We start from the raw sequence: 19,182 nt of genomic DNA on the forward strand, positions 1-19,182 counted from the left end.
GCCTCAGGTCGCGGGGGCGTGGGCCGCGGGCAGCCGGCGGCCGCTCCAGAGCACCACGACCAGCGCCGTGAGCGACATCGCCGCGCCCACCGCGCACACGCCCGGCCAGCCCGCGCGCGTCCAGGCCTCCATGCCCGCCCACGCGCCCGCGGCGCCGCCCACGAAGTAGGTCACCATGTAGAGCGTGTTGAGCCGGCTGCGGGCGTCCGGCCGCAGCGAGTACACCCGCGCCTGGTTGGCGATCTGATTCGCCTGCGCGCCCAGGTCCAGCAGCACCACGCCCAGCGCGATGCCCCACAGCGAGTGCCCCCAGAGCCACAGCACGCCGAAGGACGCCAGCAGCACGGCGATGGCCAGCGCGTTGATGCGCCGGCCGGCGCCCCTGTCCGCGAAGCGGCCCACCAGCGGCGCGATGGCCGCGCCCGCCACGCCCACCACGCCGAAGAGGCCCGCTACCTGCGCGTCGTAGTGCCCCGGCAGGGAGCGCAGGTAGAGCGCCAGCGTGGCCCAGAAGGCGCTGAACGCGCCGAAGGTCAGCCCTCCCAACAGCGCGTGCAGCCGCAGCACCGGCTCCGTGCGGGCCAGGTGGATGAGCGACCGCATCAACCGCGGATAGGGCATGGAGGCCACGGGCGGCTGCGAGGGCAGCGTGAAGCGCAGCACCGCGCCCGTCACCCCCATCAGGCCCGCGGCCACGAAGAACATGGTGCGCCAGCCCAGGTGCGTGCCCACGAAGCCCGCCGCCGTGCGCGACAGGAGGATGCCGATGAGCAGCCCGCTCATCACCGTGCCCACCACGCGCCCGCGCTCCGAGGGCGCCGCGAGCTGCGCCGCGAAGGGGATGATCATCTGCGGCACCACGGTGGTGACGCCGATGGCGAAGCTCGCCGCCACCAGCACGTTCAGGCTGGGGGCGAGCCCCGCGGCCACCAGCGCCACGCCCACGCAGCCGCACAACAGGAGGATGACCTTGCGGCGCTCCAGGCTGTCCCCCAGCGGCACCAGGAACAGCATGCCCACCGCGTAGCCCACCTGCGTCAGCGTGGGCACCAGCCCCAGCGCGCTCCCGTCCGCGCCCAGCGTCCGGCCGATGTCTCCCAGCAGGGGCTGGTTGTAATAGAGGTTCGCGACGGTGACGGCGCCGGCCACCGCCATCAGCCAGACGAGCGAGGGACGGAGCGAAGCGGAGGGCGCGGGGTCGGAAGGCGTCTGCATGGCGGACGGCGCAACGGATATGCCCCGCCTGGACGCGCTTCAAGCAGGACGTGCGCGCCCATCACCGTCCGGCCGGGCAGGCCATGCGTGCCCCCCTTCCCCACGGGGCCCGCGCGCGGCAGGCTGCGGGCCATGCTTCGTTCCCTTCTGCTGTGCGCGGTGCTGGCCCTCGCGGGCTGTGGCGGTGACTCCTCCTCCGGCTCGGGCGACCCCGCGAAGGTGACCTACGCCGAGTCGCTGGGCGTGGACCTGTCCGCGATGAACAAGAGCGAGTCCGGCCTCTACACGCAGGACCTGGTCGTGGGCACCGGCAAGGAGGCCGTCAACAAGAGCTACGTGGTGGTCCACTACGCGGGCTGGTTGCCGGATGGCTCCATGTTCGACAACAGCCGCGCGCGCGGCAAACCCTTCGACTTCGTGGTGGGCCAGGACGACGTCATCAAGGGCTGGGACGAGGGGCTCGTCGGCATGCGCGTGGGCGGCAAGCGCCGGCTCGTCATCCCCTCCGACCTGGGCTACGGCTCACGCGGCTCCCCGCCCGTCATCCCCAGCGACGCCGTGCTCGTCTTCGACGTGGAGCTGATGAACGTCTACTGACGCGCATCCCCGGACGCCGGTGGCGCCGGAGGCGAGCGCTTCCTGGGAATGGTGGAGCGCCCCTTCGGCCCCTTCAGCGCCACGCCCAGCAGCATCGTCGCGGGCAGCATCATGCCCAGCCCCTGCGTGAGGTCCTGCGGGGGATGGGTCACCACGCCCAGCACCATTCCGGCGAAGAGCAGGCCGCAGACGATGCGGAGGACAAGGGCGTTCACGGTCGGAGGCTCCCAGGCGGGCAGGGCCCGGTGGTTGGCGGCCGGAGCATAGCGCGCGGCGCCCCGCCGCGCCGTCCGTTAAGGTGGCCCCGTGAGCCCCCTCAAACGCTTCCAGCCCGGCTACGAACCGCCCGCCCGCTCGCGCGACGCCGCGCTCCTGTTCGCCGTGCGCGGCATGGACCTGCTCGTGTCCGAGCACGAGGGCCGCCTCGAGCTGCCCCGGGCCTCCGCCCTGCCGGAGGCCTCGGCGGGCGCCCACTTCCTGGGCATGCTCGACGACACGGACTGCTACGCGGCGCCCACGTCCGGGGACTTCACGCCGCCGGAGGGGCTGAGGTTCGTGCCCGCCCGCTCGCTCTACAAGCAGGTGGACGAGGCGACCTTCGCCGTGGCGGGCCGCGCGCTCTCCATCTGCGAGTGGGACCTGAACCACCGCTTCTGCGGCAGGTGCGGCGCGGCCACGCAACTGGTGCCCGGCGAGCGCGCGCGCCGCTGCCCGGTGGACCACACGCCGTTCTACCCGCGCATCGCTCCGGCGGTCATCGTCCTCATCACCCGGGGTGACGAGATGCTGCTCGCGCGCAACGCGTCCTTCCCGGAGCCCTTCTTCAGCACCGTCGCCGGCTTCGTGGACGCCGGCGAGTCCCTGGAGGAGACGGTGCTGCGCGAGGTGAAGGAGGAGGTGGGCGTGGACCTGAGGAACGTCACCTACTTCGGCAGCCAGCCGTGGCCCTTCGGCCGCTCGCTGATGGTGGGCTTCATGGCCGAGTACGCGGGCGGCGACGTCGTGGTGGACGGCAAGGAGATCGCCGAGGCGCGCTGGTTCGGCGTGGACGACCTGCCGCGCATCCCGCCCCGCCTGAGCATCGCGCGCCACCTCATCGACACCTTCATCGACCGGGTGAAGGCCCGCCGGGCTTGACCCCCTCCCCCCAAGGGTGCGCTTGATGCGCCCCTTCGCACGCCATGCCTGCCGCACGCCCGCACATCGAGCCCCGCCGCGTCCCCACCGCCGACTCCGTCGTGGTGAAGGAACTCTACCTCTCCCTCCAGGGCGAGTCGTCCCACGCCGGCATGCTGTGCGGCTTCATCCGCCTCACCGGCTGCCACCTGCGCTGCACGTACTGCGACAGCGAGTTCGCCTTCCACGGCGGCAGCCGCATGAAGAACGCGGAGGTCGTCCAGAAGGTGCTGGCCTGGAACACGCCCACCGTGGAGGTGACGGGCGGCGAGCCCCTGCTCCAGCCCGGCGTGTATCCGCTGATGGAGGCGCTGCTGGACGCGGGCCTCAAGGTGCTGCTGGAGACGAGCGGCGCCATCGACGTGCGGCTCGTGCCCCCGGCCGTCCATAAAATCGTGGACATGAAGACGCCGTCGTCCGGCGAGTACGACCGCAACGACTACCGCAACCTCACGTCCATGAACGCCAACGACGAGCTGAAGATCGTCATCGGCTCACGCGTGGACTACGAGTGGGCGCGCGCGCTCGTGCAGGAGCACCAGTTGGGCAGGAAGCCCTACGGCGTCCTGTTCTCCACCATCTTCGACAAGCTCCACCCGCGCGAGCTGGCGGAGTGGATCATCGAGGACCGGCTGCCGGTGCGCTTCCAGCTCCAGATGCACAAGTACCTCTGGGACCCCAACGCGCGCGGCGTGTGACGCGCGCGCCCTCAGCGCCCCGGGGACAGCACGAAGGCGGTGACCGCGCCCCACGCCAGGAGCCCCAGCAGGTTCAGCGCGGACAGGACGCGCAGCATGAGGGCGAAGCCCCGGTCGCCCACCTCCTCGCGGCGCCGCAGCTTGCGCGTGGAGATGATGGTGCCCGCCACCGCCGCCGCCAGCGTGCACGCCAGCTCCAGCAGCACCTCCAGCACCCCGTCCAGCGTCCCGTGGATGGACCACGAGAGCCGCGCCACGGGCGCGCCGAGGAACAGGAAGCCCGCGACGTTGGCCCCCAGCGCCAGCCGCACCGCGCGCGACGGGCGCGTGTCCTGGAAGCGCCGCTCGGCGCAGGGCGCGCAGTACGCCGTCTCCTCCAGCACCTCCGTGCACGCGCCACACAGGTAGCCGCCGCAGCGCGCGCAGAGGGCCACCGCGGCCGCGTCCGGGTGCTGCCCACAGCGGGCACCGGTGGGGCTCGCGGTCATGCGCGGAGGCCTAGAAGCCGGGGGGCGGCATCCGGGCCGCGGCCGCCGCGATGCCGTGCGCGCCCATGCCCAGGAACACCGCCGTCAGCACGGTGCTGGCCACGAAGCCCGCGACGATGAGGTTCTTGCGCGGGTGCTCGAACTGGCTGAACGCGTAGACGAGCATGTAGCAGGGGATGAGCAGCACCATGACGCCCGTGCCCACGCTGCGGCGGAAGGCGTGCGTCAGCAGGAGGGCCGCGCACACGAGCGAGACGACCCCGAACAGGATGGCGAGTGGCAGGAGCGGCACACCCGTCCCCTTAGCATGCCTTCGCCCCTTTCGCGGCGGACGTGCGCATACTAAGGACGGCCCGCCGCCCACCCGCCGAGGAGGTCCCCCATGGCCATGCTCAAGACGTTCCTCATCTTCATCCTGGCCGGCACGCTGCTGGGAACCTTCGTCGCGTCGCTGGCGGCTCCCTCCTACATCGAGTGGAACAACAGCACGCCGCTCGCCACGCAGACCATGTGCAACCTGCCGGAGGTGGTGCGCAGCGTGACGGCGTCGCTGATGCACTCGCAGCTCATGGGCGCGGGCATCGGGGCGGGCGTGGGGCTGGTGGCCGCCATCCTCTTCGCCGTGCGCGCCCGGAGCCGCGCGAAGCAGCGTCCGGGCTCCCCGCCGCCCGCGGCCACCGCCGCCTGAAGCCCGGCGGCGCTACTGCTGCTTCGGCAGGATGTAGAGCGCGGGCGACTGGCCCAGCAGCACGCCCCCGTTGTGGTCCTCCACCTCCACGTAGAGGTGGATGGGCTGGTTGGGGTCCTCCAGCGGCGCGGGCGCCGTCCAGGTGGGCGTGGCGATGTTGGGGTCGCTGAACACGCCGCCCGCGTTCGAGGGGTTCTGCGTCCAGCGGAAGAAGATCTCGTCGTCGTCCGCGTCCGTCACCTCCAACTGGAGCTGGATGACGGTGCCCTCCTCGAACTTGAGCCCGCCCGGCGTGGACGGCGAGCCCAGCGGGCGCGGTCCGGCGGTGATGACGGGCTGGTGGTTGGGCGCGCCGCACCCCACGCTCCCCAGACCCAAGGCAAGCAAAGCGAACATGAACGAGCGAGAACGCGACATGATCTTCCCCCAGCTAGGAACGGCCACACCCTAATTCGGCCCCCCGCGTCCCGTACACCCGCCCGGAGGCCCCGGCCGTTTCATCAGCAGGCGATGAAACACCCGCGGGCGCCGCGCCAACTGTCGCGAGGCGCGCATCCCGCGTCGTGAAGGGAACCCTTCCCGCCAACAAGCCCGGGGGACGTGCGTCAACGCCGTCCCGGGCGCCGCGCGAACAGCCGCAACTTGTCCGCGCGCGTCAGCCGCTTGATGGCGGCCTCGCGGCGCAGGGCGGCGCTCCGGTCCGGGGCGGGCTCGCTCCACACCAGCGTCACCGGCAGCCGGGCCCGCGTGTACGCGGCGCCCTTGCCCCGGCCATGCGTGGCCAGGCGGCGCTCCAGGTTGTTGGTGGCGCCCGTGTAGAGCGTGCCGTCACGGCAGCGCAGCATGTACACGGTCCAGGCGGTGGGCAGGGCTTCCGACACGGCGAGCCCCACTCTACCGCCAGGACCGCGCCCCTCAGGAAGGCTTCTGCCCGCCCCCACGCCTGCCGTGCAGGCGCGCCAGCCGCCGCGTCCGGGTGCGCACCGCGTGCGTCTTGCGAACGCGCGCCATGACGTCCGACACCTGCGCCAGCGGATCCGTCCGCCACCCCGCCAGCACCTGGGTTTCGTGCACCACGCCCACCAGGCTGCCCCCTGCCCCCACCACCCCCACCACCTGCACGTGGTGCCGCTCCATCACCTTCAAGGCCCCCAGCAGTGTGTCTGTGGGAAAAACTGTGGCGATGAAGGACGACAACACTTCCCTGAAACCCCGGCCCTGCCCCATTTCCACGACCTCCCCGCGATGGACGCACATCCCCTGCAACTGTCCTGCCGTTCCATCCACGGCCCTGTGCGACACACCGGCATCGGCCGGGCGACGGGCATAGACTGAAGGCGTGACATCACGACAGGCATCGGCACCCCGGTTGAGCCGGATGGCGGACCTCTTCACCAAGGCGGTGGAGCGGAGCAAGGAGGGGTTGCTGACCCTCTCATTCAAGCCGGACGAGCTGTACCGGGTGCCCACGGACGACGGAGCGGCCATCGCGCTGGGGCGCTACCACCCTCGGGGGGAGCGCCGGTTCGCGGAGCCCGTCCTCCTGTGCCACGGGCTGGGAGCCAACCGCTTCCACATGGACTTCAACGAGCAGTACAGCCTGGCGCGCTACCTGGCGCGGGCGGGGTTCGAGACCTGGGTCATCGAGCTGCGCGGCCGGGGGCTCGCCGGGGCGTGCGCGGACTGGAACTTCGACGACCAGGCCGAGCATGACGTGAGAACGGCTTTGCGCACCGTGATGTCCACCGGTGCCCAGCAGGTGCTGTGGGTGGGCCACTCCAAGGGCGGCCTGATGCTCTACGCCCACCTGGCGAAGAACCCCCAGGCGCCGGTGAAGGCGGCGGTGTCCCTGGGGGCGCCCTTCACCTTCGCGGTGCAGCCGGGCCTGCGCGCGTTCGTGCAGCGGATGGAGCCCCTGCTCAAGCTCAAGGTCATCCCCACCCGGCGCGTCACCAGCATCGCCTTCTTCGGGGCGCCGCCGGGGCCGCTCACCCGGTACATGATGCTGGCGGACAACATGGATCCGCAGGTGGTGCGCTGGGCGCTGGCCAACGTGCCGGCGGACGTGGCCGGGGGCGTGGGGCGGCAGTTCGCCCGGTGGATCACCACCAGCCAGTTCACGACGTTCGATGGCGGCTTCGACTACCGCGAGCCGCTCGCCGGGGTGAGGATTCCCTTCCTGCTCATCGCCGGCAGCCGGGACCTGCTCGCGCCACCGCTGGCGGTGGCCCGGGCGAAGGAGCACCTGGGCGGCCCCGTGAAGATGCTGGTCGCCGGGCGCGGCCACGGCTTCGCGGCGGACTACGGCCACGCGGACCTGATTCTGGGCCGCAAGGCGCCGGACGAAATCTTTCCCCAGGTGGAGGCCTTCCTGGCCTCCAACGCCACGCCGCTCTAGGGGGCAGCCCCCTCCCGGGGCGCCGGTTGTCCGGGCCCGCCCGGCGTGCTACCCGGAAGGCCGTCCCATGGGCCCATCCGTTCGCTTCCCATCCCGGCCGTGACGTCCCGCTTGAAAGCCCGGCGGCCCGGCACCACCGTGGACGGCCCCCCGTCCCCTCCCCCGAGGCCTCCGCGCATGCGTCCCGCTTCCTTCCGCGCCTCCCCGATGCCGTGGTCCGCCGTCCTGAGCCTGGGCCTCGCCCTCGGCGTGCTGGGGCTGACGGGCTGCCGGCCGCAGGCCCAGGAGGGGCCGGACCCCACGGTGGTGGCCACCGTGAACGGCGAGTCGCTCAGCCGGGCGGACTTCGAGCAGGAGCTGGCGCGGGAGCTGGCCACCACGGAGGGGCCCGAGCCCACGCCCGAGGAGGTGGAGCCCTTCAAGCGGGCGCTCGTGGACACGCTCGTGAAGCGGATGCTGCTCCTGCAGGCGGCGAAGCAGAACAACATCGCCGTCACGCCGGAGGAGGTGGACCGCGGCGTGCTGCGGCTGTCCGGCGACTACCCGGCGGGCAACTTCAATGAAGTGCTCGCCCAGGGGCAGTTGTCCATGGCGGAGCTGCGCGCCCGCGAGGCGAGCCGGCTCACCATCGAGAAGCTCTTCACCCACCACGTCTATTCGCGCGTGGCGGTGACGGAGGAGGAGCTGCGCGCGTACTACGCGGCGCACGAGGCGGACTTCCAGGAGCCGGAGGAGGTCCACGCCGCGCAGATGGTGGTGAAGGGCCTGGACGAGGCGCGCCGGCTCCAGGTGCAGCTCAAGGCGGGCAAGAAGTTCTCCGACCTCGCCCGGCGCTATTCGCTCAGCGCGGACGCCAAGGTGGGGGGCGACCTGGGCTTCTTCCCCCGGGGACAGATGCCGCCGGCCTTCGACGAGGTGGTATTCAAGCTGGGGGTGGGGCAGGTTTCGGACGTGGTGTCCACGGAGTACGGCTACCACCTGTTCAAGGTGCTGGAGCGCAGGCCGGCGAGGAAGCGGGAGCTGGCGGAGGTGCGCGCGAAGGTGGAGGGGCGCCTCCTGGAGGCCAAGCGGGCGGCGGCGCAGGAGTCCTTCGAGAAGGACCTTCGCGACAAGGCCCAGGTGGTGGTGAACGAGGCCACGCTGCAGACCATCCGCGGGCGGCCGGCGCCGCAGGCGGCGAAGTGAAGGACTTTTCCGGGGGCCGGGCGGTTGGGCTCGCCGGTGTCATGGCGTTCAAGAGGGTCGTTGCGATGAAGAACCTGGTGGCGTTCCTGGCGGCGGTGATGCTCTTCACGGGGGCCACGTCCGCCCGCGCGGAGCTGGTGGACAAGGTGGCGGCGGTGGTGAACCGCGACATCATCCCGCTGTCGGAGGTGCAGCAGCGCGCCGCGCCGGAGCTCCAGCGCGTGAACTCCGAAATCGACCCGCACCGGCGCGCCGAGGCCCGCGCGCAGTTGATGAAGACCGCGCTGGACACGCTCATCGGCGAGAAGCTGATGGAGGCGGAGGTCCAGCAGTTGGGCATCACCACCACCGAGGCGGAGGTGGATGAGCTGGTGCAGGACGTGCTCAAGCAGAACAACGTCAGCGACATGAGCCAGTTCGAGCAGTTGCTCAAGAACGAGGGCTTCACGCTCGCCAGCTACAAGGACATGCTGCGCAAGCGTGTGGTGCGCGACAAGCTCTTGCGCATGAAGGTGGGCCCCAAGGTGAAGGTCACCGAGGAGGACCTGAAGGCCGCGTACACGCAGTACACGCGCCTGGAGACCGAGGACGTGGAGGTGCACGCCCGCCACATCCTGGTGCAGGTGGACCCCAAGGCCACGCCGGAGCAGGTGGCCGCCGCGAAGCAGAAGGCGGAGGGCATCGCGCAGGAGGCCCGCCGGCCGGGCATGGACTTCGCGGCCCTGGCGCGCGCCCGCAGCGAGGGCCCCAGCGCGGCGGACGGCGGCGACCTGGGCTACTTCAAGCGCGGCGTGATGGTGCCCGCCTTCGAGAAGGCCGCCTTCAACCTCAAGGAGGGCGAGGTCAGCGAGCCCATCCGCACCAACTTCGGCTGGCACATCCTCAAGGTGGAGGAGCGCCGCAACGTGGCCGTGGCCTCCTTCGAGGAGATGAAGCCCAAGCTGGAGTCCAAGCTCCTCAACGAGAAGACGGAGAAGTTCCTGGACCAGTACGTCCAGGAGCTGCGCTCGAAGGCCAACGTCGAAGTGAAGATGTGAGCGCGGTGGCCACGGCGGACGCGCGGCCCCGCGTGGGCATCTCGCTGGGGGACGTGTCCGGCATCGGGCCGGAGGTGACGGCCCTGGCGCTGGCGAAGCCCGCGGTGCGCCGCGCGCTGGTGCCCGTCGTGTTCGGTGACGGGCCCACGCTGGACGGCTTCCCCCTCTTCCGCCGCTTCCCGCGCGTGGCCCTGGAAGCGCTGGGCCACACGGAGGGGCCCGCGGTGGTGGAGGTCACGCACCTGCCGGCGAAGCACCGCGTGCCGGGCAAGCCCACGCGCGAGGGCGGCAAGGCGCAGTACGCGTACGTGCGCGCCGCCATCGACGCGATGCGCGCCGGGACGGTGGACGCGCTGTGCACCGCGCCCGTGTCGAAGGAGGAGATTTCGCGCGCGGGCATCCCGTTCATGGGCCACACGGAGGTGCTGGCGGACGCGTTCGGCGTGGACGTGTTGATGATGATGGACGGGCCGCGCGTGCGCATCGCGCTGGCGACGAACCACGTCCCCATTTCCGCGCTGCCGAAGCTGCTGACGGTGGAGAAGCTGGTGGCGCAGCTCCAGTTGCTCTCGCGCAGCCTCCAGCCGGTGGTGGGCCGCAAGCCGCGCATCGCCGTGCTGGGGCTCAACCCGCATGCGGGCGAGGGCGGGATGCTGGGGCGCGAGGAGGTGGAGGTGATTGGGCCCGCCATCCGCCTCGCGCGGGCGAAGCGGGTGGATGCGCACGGGCCCATCCCCGCGGACGGCCTGTTCGCCCGGCCCGATGAGGTCGGCGCGAAGTACGACGCGGTGCTGGCCATGTACCACGACCAGGGGCTCATCCCGGCCAAGGCGCTGGACTTCGAGCGCACGGTGAACGTGACGCTGGGCCTGCCGGTGCCGCGCACGTCCCCGGACCACGGCACCGCCTATGCGATCGCCGGCACGGGGACCGCGAGCTGCGTGCCCATGATGGAGGCCCTGCTCAAGGCGGCCCGGCTTTCGGCGCGAGCCGGTCGCACAGGTGCCTCGCGAGGTCCTCGCCGTCCTCCTTCGGGTCGATGAGCTTCGCGTGCGTGCCCCGCGCCGTGGCGTCGGGGACCACGAGCACGGTGACCTTCCCCGTGGGGCAGTGACCCAGGCAGGACGCAGGGATGAGCTGCGTCTTGTCCGCCAGGCCGTGGGCCTTGAGCGCTTCACGCACCCGGCGCGGAAGGTCCACCCCGCCCGCGTCCACCGGCAGCCGCATCAGGCAACGGTGACACAGGTGCAACTCGATGGGGTCTTCTTCCTCCCGCGCGGTCATGCGCCAATCTAACCAGCGCCCACACCTCGTCGAGCGTCGCGGGGGAAGTAGGAGGGTTAGAAGACGAAGGGGTAGTGCACGGGGGCGTTCATGGCGACGCGGTGCACGGGGAACTTCCAGCCGCGCACCTGGTCCTCGATGCAGCCGGCGAGCGGGGAGCCCTTCAGGGCCTCGGTCTCCATGGCGACGCCGGAGACGGTGCCGGCGGTGTCCACGGACCAGCGCAGTTGGAAGCGTCCGCCGTTCTCCAGCGCGGTGCCGGCCTTGAAGTTCTGGACGCAGGCGGCGATGGCGGGCTTGTTCGTGACGACCACGTTGGTGATGTCCGAGGGCGCGAGCTGCTCGCGCTCGGAGGTCGGGGCCGGCGGGATGTAGACGGTCTTCTCCTGGGTCTGCTTCGGGGCGGAGGCCTCCGCGTCGTCGGTGAAGCCGAGCTCGCGGGCGAAGTCCTCGTCGATTTCGGATTCGGGCTGCGCGGCTTCCTCGGCCTCGGCTTCGGCGGCGGCCTGACGGGCCCGGGCCAGCTCCTCCTCGGAGATTTCACCGCCGAAGGACAGCTCGCGGACCTCGCCGGTGTCCTCGGGCGCTTCGAGCGTGGCGGCGCGCTGGGCCACGGGGGCCTTCTTCGGCGCCGCCGGAGCGGGCTGCCTGGACGGCGAGGGGTCCTGGGCCAGCGTGTGCAGGCCGGTGGTCAGGCCCGCGCTCGCGGGGCCCGCGAGGACGGGCGTGTTCGGGGTGAGGGCCTGCGCGGCGCGCTGCGCGTCCGTGAGTGCGGGGGTGTTCACGCCGCCCGCGATGGACTGGGAGAGGTCCGGCGTGCCCGCCTGGATGCCGGGGACACCGTAGAAGCCCTGCGCGGACATGGAGCCCTGCGTGGCCAGGGTGTTCGGCTGAGTCGTCGCGAAGCCCTGCGTCCCCGGAGCGCCGGCTCGCGCGGCGACGGTGCCAGTCAGGACCTGTGCTTGCGGCATGGTCCGCGCCTCATCCTTCGACGTGAGCCGCAGGCCCGCGACGACGAGGAGCCCCGCGGCGAGCGCGCCCATCGCCACGGCGCTGACGAAGGACATGGGGCTCATGCCGAGGATGTGCGTGGAGGCGTCGGCGATGACGGGCGGCGGAGGCTCGGGCGCCACGGGGGCGTACGGCCTCCACGGCTGCGGCGCGTAGGCCTCGGCGGGAGAGCCGGGCGTGGCCCAGGCGGGCGACGGCGGCGGGGCATCCCACGACGTCACGGCGCCGCAGGAGCGCTCCTGGGAGGTGCTGGACGCGGACTCCTCCGCGCGCAGCCACTCCGGGATGACGACGTTCGCGGCCTCGGCGGACAGCGTGAGCTGGGGCTCCACGTTGTCGTTGGAGGACGGCGGCAGCGACTGGAGCCAGGACTCCTCCGTGGAGGCCAGGTCGAGCAGCGTGCGCAGCGGGCCGGTCGCGAAGGACTCCGGCACGAGCTCCTCTTCTTCGGAGGACACGGAGGAGAGGGCGCGTTCGAGGCACGCATCCAGCTCGGCTTCGAAGGTCTCGGGGTCGCGGGAGAAGTCCGGACCACCCGCCTGCGCCCGCGAAGACACATCACCCGTCAGTCGCTCGCTCACGCCACCCTCCCCGCCGCCCGTACCACGCCAGACCGCCCGACCACCGACTCACTGCCAGGGGGCCGATGTTAGGAACGACCCCCGTTCGCGCTACCGCCAGCGTCCGCCCGTGAACGTTCCAGCGGCCCTTTGCCCCCGCCCGAGCCCCGAAACGTACGGCCCCGCACTCCACACTGTGCGCCGGTGTGCCGACAGGGTTCGGCTTTCCACTGCCAACCCGCCATGTCAGGAGGGGCAGGTAGACACTCGGGGGCCACCCGCCCCGAATGAGCACGAAGCCCTCCGCCATCTATACGGTCGAGTTCCTCCAGGCCGCCGTGAAGCAGCTCGCGGCGGTGGATCCGGTCCATCAGCGCCGCATCGCGAAGCGGATCGACGCCCTGGCCACGGAGCCCCGGCCCGTGGGCGCGGAGAAGCTCAAGGGCAGCGACTACCTGCGGATCCGCATCGGTGACTACCGCGTCATCTACCAGGTCGAGGACGGCCGGCTCGTGGTGTTGATCGTCGAGCTGGGCCACCGGCGGGAGATCTACCGCTAGCCGGTTTCTTCGCCTTCTTCTTCGTGAGCCCCAGCTCCGCCTTCACCTGCTTCCACGCGACGCGCGGCTGGCCCTCGGACTCCCGGCGCGCGGCGTCCGCCTTCTGGATGTCCCGCCGGTCCTCCAGCGCCTCCAGCGCCTGGAGGTCCTCGAAGGGAATCACCGCGACCAGCTTCTTGCCGTGCCGGGTCAGGACGAGCCGCTCCTTCCCGTAGGCCGCCCGGTTGAGCAGCTCCGCCAGGTCGTCGCGCGCTTCGGTGATGCTGACTTCCATCATGGCCGTTCCCCGGGAAACGTACGTTCTGTACGTATCATACAGAACGCCCCGACACGGCGTTCCACCTCAGTACCGGGGGGTGCCTGCCTTGGGCGTCAGGTTGCTGGGCGGGGCCTGGACTCCGTTCACGCGCAGGCCCGCGTGCATGAAGGACGGCGCGCCCTGGAGGAAGGCCGCCGGGAAGTTGAGCGTGGGCTGGGATTCGTCGTCCAGCGCCTTCACCTGCGCGGGCGTGAGCTTCACGTCCAGCGCGCCCAGGTTGTTGTCCAACTGCTCCAGCGTGCGCGCCCCCAGGATGGTGGACGCCACGCCCGGCCGGCCCTGCACCCAGGCCAGCGCCACCCGCGCCACCGTGGTGGCCTGCTCCTTCGCCACGCGCTGGAGCACGTCGATGAGCTTGTAGGTCTTCTCGTTGAGCGACGCCTCCGCCCACGCGCCCCGGTCCGCCTTCTGCCTGCCCGCGTTCTCCCGCGTGTACTTGCCGCTCAGCACCCCGCTGCGCAGCGGCGACCACGGCGTCACGCCCAGCCCCAGCTCTCGCGCCATCGGGATGAGCTCGCCCTCCACCGTGCGCTCCAGCAGCGAGTACTCGATCTGCAACGCCACCAGCGGCGCCCAGCCCCGGAAGAAGGCCGTCACCTGCGCCTGCGACACCTTCCACGCGGGCGTGTCGGAGAAGCCCACGTAGCGGACCTTGCCCGAGCGCACCAGGTCGTCCAGCGCCCGCATCGTCTCCTCGATGGGCGTGTTCGCGTCCCAGGCGTGCATCCAGTACAGGTCGATGTAGTCCGTCTGAAGCCGGCGCAGCGACTCATCGCACGCCGCCATCACCGACTTGCGGCCCGCGCCACCGCCATTCGGGTCCTTCTCGAACAGGTTGGAGAAGAACTTCGTCGCGATGACCACCCGGTCGCGCTTCGCCGGGTGCCTCCCGATGTGGTCCCCGATGATCTTCTCCGAGTGCCCGAACGTGTACGCGTTCGCCGTGTCGATGAAGTTCCCGCCCCGCTCGATGAAGCGGTCCAGGATGGCGTTGGACGTCTCCACGCTGCTGCCCCAGCCCAGGTCCTCGCCGAACGTCATGGCCCCCAGGCAGAAGGGGCTGACGCGCAGGCCGGAGCGGCCCAGGGTGACATAGTGGTCGAGCGACATGGACTGGATTCCCCCGCGGATGAACGTGGCACGGCCGCCAGAAGCGCGCGGAGCCAATCCCAGACGCCTCCACCGCGCCAACCGCCCTCCCCCCCGGGACGTCCAAAGCCAGACACGCTCCCGCGCCCATTCGACCAGCGCAGGACATCCGCGCGCCTCAGCGCCCCTCCGGCGTCTCCAGCGCGCAGCCATACACCGGGGTGCCGCCGCCCTCGCCGTCCTCGCGCAGCACGCGCTCCAGCGCCTCGCGTCCCGGGCTGTCGCCCACGTGCCCGCGCGCCACCGTGATGCCTCCGCTGAAGCGCAGGCGCCCGTCCGCGCCGTAGAGCACCACGTGCCCGGAGGTCGTCGCACCGAAGCGCTTCGCCTCCACTCCGTCCGGGTCGCGTAGCACCGTGACGCCCGGGATGCTCGCGGCCGTGCGCCACAGGTCACCCTGCTCCCAGCCGTCCTCCAGTCCCTCCGGACGCAGGAACAGGACGAACGCCTCCGCGCGCCCGCCCGCGTGCGCCATCACCTGCGCCAGCTCCGCCAGGCTCGCCCGCGTGCAGACGCACTTCGGGTGCGCCAGCATCACCAGCACCGGACGTCCGGCCTGGCGCACCAGCCGCGTTCCCTCCGGCCACGTCGCCGCCGTCGCGGGCGCGGCGCCCGGCGTCATCGCGTACCGGGCCAGCGCCACGATGCCCGTGACGATTCCGCCCAACCACAGCGCCCCCGCGAGCATCAGCCAGCCCCGGGTAGAAGACCCGTTCATTCCGAACGACTCCTGGGAGATGTCCGTCCACCGTGACGCTACCGGCACACGCCCCGGCGGCGTCGCGCCCGCCAGGGCCGGGTCAATGTCCGGTGCCTGTATTTCCCGGCCTCCCCCTGCGCTAGGAGGGGGTTCCATGCGAATCCTCTTCCCTGCCCTGCTGGGCATGACGCTGGCCGCCGTGGGTTGCTCGTCGTCCCCCGAAGTGCCCGGCCCCTCGGAGAACCCCGTCATCGAGCGGGGCCCCAAGACCATCGCGTTGGACGGCGACCCCAACGGCCTCTGGTGGGACGCGGAGAGCGCGACCCTCTACATGGCCGACGACCAGAACAACCGCGTGCTGAGCTACCGCGACGGCGAGGGCATCACGAAGGTGGCGGACCTGCCCGCGGCACCCGCGAACGGCCCGGGCCTGGGTGACCTGGTGCGGCTGCCGGACGGCACGCTGGTGGTGGTGCGCTTCGGAGGCGGCACCGCGGGCGACGTCGTCTACGTCCGGCCGGATGGCACGTCCGCCATCGTCCCCAACCTGCCCGCGGTGCGCCGCCGCATCGGCATCACCGTCACCGAGGACGGGCAGCTCTACGACGGCTACTTCGTGCGCAACAACAACGTGAACGTGGGCAGCGTGGCGCGCCTCACGCTGGACGGCACCGAGACGGAGGTGGTGGGCGCGCTCCAGAAGCCCGTGGGCGTGCTCGCGGTGAAGGACACGCTCTTCATCAGCGACCAGCTCGCGGGCAAGGTGTACCGCACGCCGCTGTCCGCGCCGTCGCAACTGGTGGCCTTCGCCACGCTGAACAGCCCGGACCTGCTGGCCGTGGGGCCCCACGACACGCTGCTCACCGGCAGCCGCGACGGCACCGTGCTGAGCATCCGCCAGACGGGCGAGGTGAGCGTGGTGGCCGGCGGCTTCCAGGAGCCGCACGGCCTGGCCTGGGATGCGAAGAACAAGCGCCTCTTCATCGCCGACCATGACGGCACTCCGGAAGACGGCACGAACCACACCCTGCGCATCATCCCGCTCGAATGAAGTCCGCTTCCCTGTTCACGCTGGCCCTGCTCGCGGCGGGATGCGCCTTGGCGCAGGAGGAGAGTGGCCCGCGCTTCACCCCCACCTTCGTGGGCGAGGTGGACTACCGCGTCCACGCGGACGACATCGAAGGGCACAACGGCTTCAACCTCGCGCGCCTGCGTCTGGGGGGGCGGGGCCAGCCCGTGCCCTGGCTGGTCGCCGTGGGCACGGCGGAGTGGGCGCAGGAGAAGCCCGCGCTGCTGGACGCGTACGTGGACTTCCTCGTCATCGACGGGCTGCGCTTCTCCGTGGGCTACGCGAAGACGCCGCTGTTCCCCGCGGGGCGCGACCAGAGCATCGAGACGCTGCCCATCCCGGAGCTGCCGCTGGTGACGGCTGCGTTCTGGGCCCGCCGCGACCTGGGCGCGGAGGTGCAGTGGACGCCCGCGTCGCTGCCCCTGGAAGGCTGGCTGCGGCTGGGCAACGGCTCCGGCAGCCCGCTGGGCAACGACAACGCCCAGCCCTCCGTGGACGTGCGCCTGGATGTGAAACACAGTGGCGTCCGCGTGGGCGCGGGCGCGCACGTGGAGGACGCCTTCGACCGGCCCGGCATCGGCGGGCGCGGGGCGCAGAACTTCCTCTTCTACCGGCCGCCTCCGGTGTCCGGCTACCGCACCGTGACGGAGGCGCACGGGCGGCTGGACGCGGGGCCGGTGCGCGTGGACGTGCAGGCCGCCGCCGCGTGGGAGCACCGCTCGCGCGACACGGACGGCAACCCGGCCACGCCTCGCGAAGCCCTGCCCACGATGAGCAGCCAGGGCCTGGGCGTGGAGGCGTCCTGGGTCATCCGGGGCATGCCGCGCCAGGGGGCGCGGTGGCCGGAAGCGCTCGCGGGCGTGGGCTCGGAGGGCATCCCCTCCGGCTCACTGGAGCTGGCCGCGCGCGTGGAGCGGCTGTGGCTGGGCCGGGGCGCGCCGGACGTGGAGCCCGGAGGCACCACGGGCGGCGCGCTGGCGTTGCGCTGGTGGGTCACGCGCTTCCTGGGCTTCGGCGTCGCGGGCTACGTGAACCACTACGACACGCCGCCCGTGGAGATGCCCACGCGCGACTGGTCGTACCTGGCGCTCCTGCGCACCACGGTCAGCCTGCAATGACTAGCGGTGGTGCGCGTGCTGGCGGTCCGCGTGGTGTTGCAGTTGGCGCCGCGCGGCCTCGAAGGCGTCGGTGACGGCCTGGTAGGCGTCCGCGTGGGCCGCGAGCTCCGCCGGCTCCCGGTCCGCGACGATGTCCCTGCCCGGCACGTGCAGCTCCACGCGCACGTGGAAGCGGTGCCCCTGGGCGTGGTGGCGGTGCGGCTCCTCCACCACCACGTTGCAGCCGGTGATGCCGTCGTAGAACTGCTCCAGCTTGTCCGCCTGGTCGCGGATGTGCTCGTTGAGGGTGTCGCTCGTCTCCATGCCCCGGTAGGTGATTCGCAGTGCGCGCTTCATCGTCCGCCTCGGGTTGGGCTCCGTGCTCTGGAGCCGGTGTGGATTCAAGGCATTTGCATGAGCCCTGCCAACGTCCCGGGCCCACGGAAATACCTATAACGGCCCCCATCCAACGGGGCATGACGGGACACGCGCCCCGGTGCGTGGGGCACGTTGACTCACGGCAGCTTGCGCAGGCGAGGCAGCAGCTCCGCGACGGGCCGGCCCAGGTCCTCCGCGTCCAGGTACACCTGCACGGCGTGTCCCACGCCCTCCACGGGGTCGGCGAAAAAATTGCGCTTGGTGGGCACCACCCACGCGAAACCCGTGCGCGGCAGCACGAAGCTCGGCGCGTTGCCGTAGGTGAGCAAGCCCGCCGTCCTCTCCCCCACCATTGGCGCCCCCGTGGCGCGGTGCAGGGCGTAGGCTCCGCTCTCTCCCGAGGACGCGGAGTTCCGGTCCACCAGCACCACGATGCGCCCCGTGAAGGGCGTCTTCGCGTGGCCCTCCACGCGGCCGCTGTCGAACACGGGGCGCGAGGGCTCCGGCGTCACGGGCCACTTCGCCCGGATGGCGTCACGCTCCGCCTTCGCCTCCGGCGTGTCCAGCCGTCCATCCATGGCCTGACGCTGCACGCGCGAGTTCCATTCGAAGCACGGATAGAAGGCGCCGTGCATCCACACCTCTCCGGAGGCGAACCACGGCCCGCGCACCAGGGTGTCCAGCCATTCATACACATAGCCGTCGTTGCCGCCGCTGTTGCCCCGGAGGTCGAACACCAGCAGCTTGTGCTTGCGGTGCTTCGGCGCGTCCGCGACGAACTGGCGCAGCCCGGCTTCGGCCTCGGGCGGTCCGGAGAAGCGGCGGATCGTGATGATGCCCACGTCGCCCTTCGGCTCGTATGTATAGGTGTCCTTCGGCGCGAACTCCCGGCCCGGACGCGAGGGGCGCACCGTGAGCGGCAGCGACGTGTCACCGCACCGGAGCGTCCGCGCGTCGCCTCCGCCTCGCGCGGACACGGTGAGCCGCTGCGCGCGGGAGCCATCCTGCTTCAGCACCGGCGCCACCCGCAGCGTGTCCGTCTGCGCGCCCGCCACGGTGCTCGCGTCACAGGACGCGAGCTGAAGTCCCGGAGGCGCGTCGGCCTGGTACTCGCGGAAGGCGAGCCGTGGCTCCTCGCGCAGCGTGCTCAAGAGGCCGGATGGGCCGAAGTGGTTGTCCGTCAGCGCCTCGCGGATGGCGAGGGTGGGCGTGAGCACGCCATCCTGGAAGGACACGGTGGGCCCGGACGCGGCCACCTTCGCGCTCCAGTCCTGGAAGAAGGCATCCGGGTCGAACGTGCGGTGCGCGAGCAGCTCCGGCCAGCCGGAGTACGTGGTGCGCAGGAGCTGGTGCAGGAAGCGCACGTCCTCCGCCAGCGCGGCGCTGTCCATGCGCGTGTCGGGCGTGGGCTTCGGGCGGCGGAAGGCCTCGCGCAGCACGGGGCTCTCCGGGTCGTAGCAGTACGCGGCGCCGGTGGTCCGCGAGTCCAGGTACGGAGAGGGGGCCGCCGCGGTCAACAGGGCGCCCACGAGCAGGGGAAGAGACATGCCCCTATTACGGCGCGGTCCGCGCG

The 19,182-nt window shown here is 71.7% G+C and carries 25 protein-coding genes; 11 read left to right on the top strand and 14 right to left on the bottom strand.

Features of this window, described 5'->3' with window-relative positions:
• Nucleotides 1-3 precede the first annotated feature (3 nt).
• A complete protein-coding gene (locus K8556_RS08490; RefSeq protein WP_223739518.1) occupies nucleotides 4-1,215 on the bottom strand; it encodes an MFS transporter in 1,212 nt (403 codons plus the stop codon).
• A gap of 132 nt (nucleotides 1,216-1,347) precedes the next feature.
• Between K8556_RS08490 and K8556_RS08495 the strand changes: the two genes are divergently transcribed.
• Complete coding sequence (locus tag K8556_RS08495) at nucleotides 1,348-1,812, top strand: FKBP-type peptidyl-prolyl cis-trans isomerase (protein WP_223739519.1); 465 nt, start codon at nucleotides 1,348-1,350, stop codon at nucleotides 1,810-1,812.
• Here K8556_RS08495 and K8556_RS08500 read toward each other — a convergent pair.
• Complete coding sequence (locus tag K8556_RS08500; RefSeq protein WP_223739520.1) at nucleotides 1,806-2,027, bottom strand: hypothetical protein; 222 nt, start codon at nucleotides 2,025-2,027, stop codon at nucleotides 1,806-1,808. The genes K8556_RS08495 and K8556_RS08500 overlap by 7 nt on opposite strands.
• 91 nt (nucleotides 2,028-2,118) lie before the next feature.
• Here K8556_RS08500 and nudC point away from each other — a divergent pair, with 91 nt between their 5' ends.
• Entirely contained in the window at nucleotides 2,119-2,949 is an 831-nt protein-coding gene (gene nudC / locus K8556_RS08505; protein ID WP_223739521.1) for an NAD(+) diphosphatase, read from the top strand.
• 44 nt (nucleotides 2,950-2,993) lie between these two features.
• A complete protein-coding gene (locus K8556_RS08510) occupies nucleotides 2,994-3,686 on the top strand; it encodes a radical SAM protein (RefSeq protein ID WP_223739522.1) in 693 nt (230 codons plus the stop codon).
• A gap of 11 nt (nucleotides 3,687-3,697) precedes the next feature.
• Here K8556_RS08510 and K8556_RS08515 read toward each other — a convergent pair whose 3' ends face one another.
• Both K8556_RS08515 and K8556_RS08520 read right to left on the bottom strand, forming a co-directional pair.
• The gene (locus K8556_RS08515; protein ID WP_223739523.1) at nucleotides 3,698-4,174 is read right to left on the bottom strand and encodes a hypothetical protein; all 477 of its coding nucleotides are present in this window, start codon (nucleotides 4,172-4,174) and stop codon (nucleotides 3,698-3,700) included.
• Between the two features lie 10 nt (nucleotides 4,175-4,184).
• Nucleotides 4,185-4,466 carry a hypothetical protein gene (locus K8556_RS08520; RefSeq protein WP_120562529.1) on the bottom strand — a complete coding sequence of 94 codons (282 nt, stop codon included), beginning with the start codon at nucleotides 4,464-4,466 and terminating at the stop codon, nucleotides 4,185-4,187.
• A 90-nt stretch (nucleotides 4,467-4,556) separates the two neighbouring features.
• Here K8556_RS08520 and K8556_RS08525 point away from each other — a divergent pair, with 90 nt between their 5' ends.
• Nucleotides 4,557-4,862 (top strand): hypothetical protein, encoded by a 306-nt coding sequence (locus K8556_RS08525; protein ID WP_223739524.1) that lies wholly within the window; start codon nucleotides 4,557-4,559, stop codon nucleotides 4,860-4,862.
• A 12-nt stretch (nucleotides 4,863-4,874) separates the two neighbouring features.
• Here K8556_RS08525 and K8556_RS08530 read toward each other — a convergent pair whose 3' ends face one another.
• The 3 genes from K8556_RS08530 to K8556_RS08540 all read right to left on the bottom strand — a co-directional run bounded on the left by K8556_RS08530 (nucleotide 4,875) and on the right by K8556_RS08540 (nucleotide 6,119).
• Nucleotides 4,875-5,279, bottom strand: coding sequence for a hypothetical protein (locus tag K8556_RS08530; protein ID WP_223739525.1), 405 nt, complete (start codon nucleotides 5,277-5,279; stop codon nucleotides 4,875-4,877).
• A gap of 188 nt (nucleotides 5,280-5,467) precedes the next feature.
• Complete coding sequence (locus K8556_RS08535) at nucleotides 5,468-5,707, bottom strand: GIY-YIG nuclease family protein (protein WP_223739743.1); 240 nt, start codon at nucleotides 5,705-5,707, stop codon at nucleotides 5,468-5,470.
• Between the two features lie 70 nt (nucleotides 5,708-5,777).
• A complete protein-coding gene (locus K8556_RS08540) occupies nucleotides 5,778-6,119 on the bottom strand; it encodes a CBS domain-containing protein (RefSeq protein WP_370639897.1) in 342 nt (113 codons plus the stop codon).
• A 121-nt stretch (nucleotides 6,120-6,240) separates the two neighbouring features.
• On the opposite strand from K8556_RS08540, the gene K8556_RS08545 reads away from it, so the two are divergent.
• From K8556_RS08545 to pdxA, 4 genes are all read left to right on the top strand, one after another.
• Nucleotides 6,241-7,260 (top strand): alpha/beta hydrolase, encoded by a 1,020-nt coding sequence (locus tag K8556_RS08545; protein WP_223739526.1) that lies wholly within the window; start codon nucleotides 6,241-6,243, stop codon nucleotides 7,258-7,260.
• Between the two features lie 177 nt (nucleotides 7,261-7,437).
• Nucleotides 7,438-8,445 carry a peptidyl-prolyl cis-trans isomerase gene (locus tag K8556_RS08550; RefSeq protein ID WP_223739527.1) on the top strand — a complete coding sequence of 336 codons (1,008 nt, stop codon included), beginning with the start codon at nucleotides 7,438-7,440 and terminating at the stop codon, nucleotides 8,443-8,445.
• 41 nt (nucleotides 8,446-8,486) lie between these two features.
• Nucleotides 8,487-9,482 carry a peptidylprolyl isomerase gene (locus K8556_RS08555; protein ID WP_304503947.1) on the top strand — a complete coding sequence of 332 codons (996 nt, stop codon included), beginning with the start codon at nucleotides 8,487-8,489 and terminating at the stop codon, nucleotides 9,480-9,482.
• Nucleotides 9,479-10,525 carry a 4-hydroxythreonine-4-phosphate dehydrogenase PdxA gene (gene pdxA, locus K8556_RS08560; protein ID WP_223739529.1) on the top strand — a complete coding sequence of 349 codons (1,047 nt, stop codon included), beginning with the start codon at nucleotides 9,479-9,481 and terminating at the stop codon, nucleotides 10,523-10,525. Before K8556_RS08555 ends, pdxA begins: the two co-directional genes overlap by 4 nt.
• Here pdxA and K8556_RS08565 read toward each other — a convergent pair.
• Together K8556_RS08565 and K8556_RS39710 are read right to left on the bottom strand one after the other, a co-directional pair.
• Nucleotides 10,446-10,766 (bottom strand): hypothetical protein, encoded by a 321-nt coding sequence (locus K8556_RS08565; RefSeq protein WP_223739530.1) that lies wholly within the window; start codon nucleotides 10,764-10,766, stop codon nucleotides 10,446-10,448. The two genes, pdxA and K8556_RS08565, sit on opposite strands and share 80 nt — an antisense overlap.
• A gap of 56 nt (nucleotides 10,767-10,822) precedes the next feature.
• On the bottom strand, nucleotides 10,823-12,358 hold the full coding sequence (locus tag K8556_RS39710; RefSeq protein ID WP_223739531.1) for an AgmX/PglI C-terminal domain-containing protein: 1,536 nt from the start codon (nucleotides 12,356-12,358) through the stop codon (nucleotides 10,823-10,825).
• A 266-nt stretch (nucleotides 12,359-12,624) separates the two neighbouring features.
• Between K8556_RS39710 and K8556_RS08575 the strand changes: the two genes are divergently transcribed.
• On the top strand, nucleotides 12,625-12,897 hold the full coding sequence (locus K8556_RS08575) for a type II toxin-antitoxin system RelE/ParE family toxin (RefSeq protein ID WP_223739532.1): 273 nt from the start codon (nucleotides 12,625-12,627) through the stop codon (nucleotides 12,895-12,897).
• Here K8556_RS08575 and K8556_RS08580 read toward each other — a convergent pair.
• The 3 genes from K8556_RS08580 to K8556_RS08590 all read right to left on the bottom strand — a co-directional run bounded on the left by K8556_RS08580 (nucleotide 12,821) and on the right by K8556_RS08590 (nucleotide 15,083).
• Nucleotides 12,821-13,174 carry a type II toxin-antitoxin system Phd/YefM family antitoxin gene (locus K8556_RS08580; protein WP_223739533.1) on the bottom strand — a complete coding sequence of 118 codons (354 nt, stop codon included), beginning with the start codon at nucleotides 13,172-13,174 and terminating at the stop codon, nucleotides 12,821-12,823. The genes K8556_RS08575 and K8556_RS08580 overlap by 77 nt on opposite strands.
• A gap of 66 nt (nucleotides 13,175-13,240) precedes the next feature.
• On the bottom strand, nucleotides 13,241-14,326 hold the full coding sequence (locus tag K8556_RS08585; protein WP_223739534.1) for an aldo/keto reductase: 1,086 nt from the start codon (nucleotides 14,324-14,326) through the stop codon (nucleotides 13,241-13,243).
• Between the two features lie 157 nt (nucleotides 14,327-14,483).
• The gene (locus K8556_RS08590) at nucleotides 14,484-15,083 is read right to left on the bottom strand and encodes a RedB protein (RefSeq protein WP_223739535.1); all 600 of its coding nucleotides are present in this window, start codon (nucleotides 15,081-15,083) and stop codon (nucleotides 14,484-14,486) included.
• Between the two features lie 136 nt (nucleotides 15,084-15,219).
• Between K8556_RS08590 and K8556_RS08595 the strand changes: the two genes are divergently transcribed.
• Complete coding sequence (locus K8556_RS08595) at nucleotides 15,220-16,116, top strand: hypothetical protein (RefSeq protein WP_223739536.1); 897 nt, start codon at nucleotides 15,220-15,222, stop codon at nucleotides 16,114-16,116.
• Nucleotides 16,113-17,252 (top strand): OprO/OprP family phosphate-selective porin, encoded by a 1,140-nt coding sequence (locus K8556_RS08600; RefSeq protein WP_223739537.1) that lies wholly within the window; start codon nucleotides 16,113-16,115, stop codon nucleotides 17,250-17,252. Before K8556_RS08595 ends, K8556_RS08600 begins: the two co-directional genes overlap by 4 nt.
• Here the strand turns inward: K8556_RS08600 and K8556_RS08605 are convergent, their stop codons facing one another.
• Together K8556_RS08605 and K8556_RS08610 are read right to left on the bottom strand one after the other, a co-directional pair.
• Nucleotides 17,253-17,588 (bottom strand): HPF/RaiA family ribosome-associated protein, encoded by a 336-nt coding sequence (locus K8556_RS08605; protein WP_223739538.1) that lies wholly within the window; start codon nucleotides 17,586-17,588, stop codon nucleotides 17,253-17,255.
• A 158-nt stretch (nucleotides 17,589-17,746) separates the two neighbouring features.
• Nucleotides 17,747-19,156 (bottom strand): S41 family peptidase, encoded by a 1,410-nt coding sequence (locus K8556_RS08610; RefSeq protein WP_223739539.1) that lies wholly within the window; start codon nucleotides 19,154-19,156, stop codon nucleotides 17,747-17,749.
• Nucleotides 19,157-19,182 lie beyond the last annotated feature (26 nt).

Source organism: Corallococcus sp. AS-1-12 (genome assembly GCF_020036995.1).
Classification (GTDB): Bacteria; Myxococcota; Myxococcia; order Myxococcales; family Myxococcaceae; genus Corallococcus.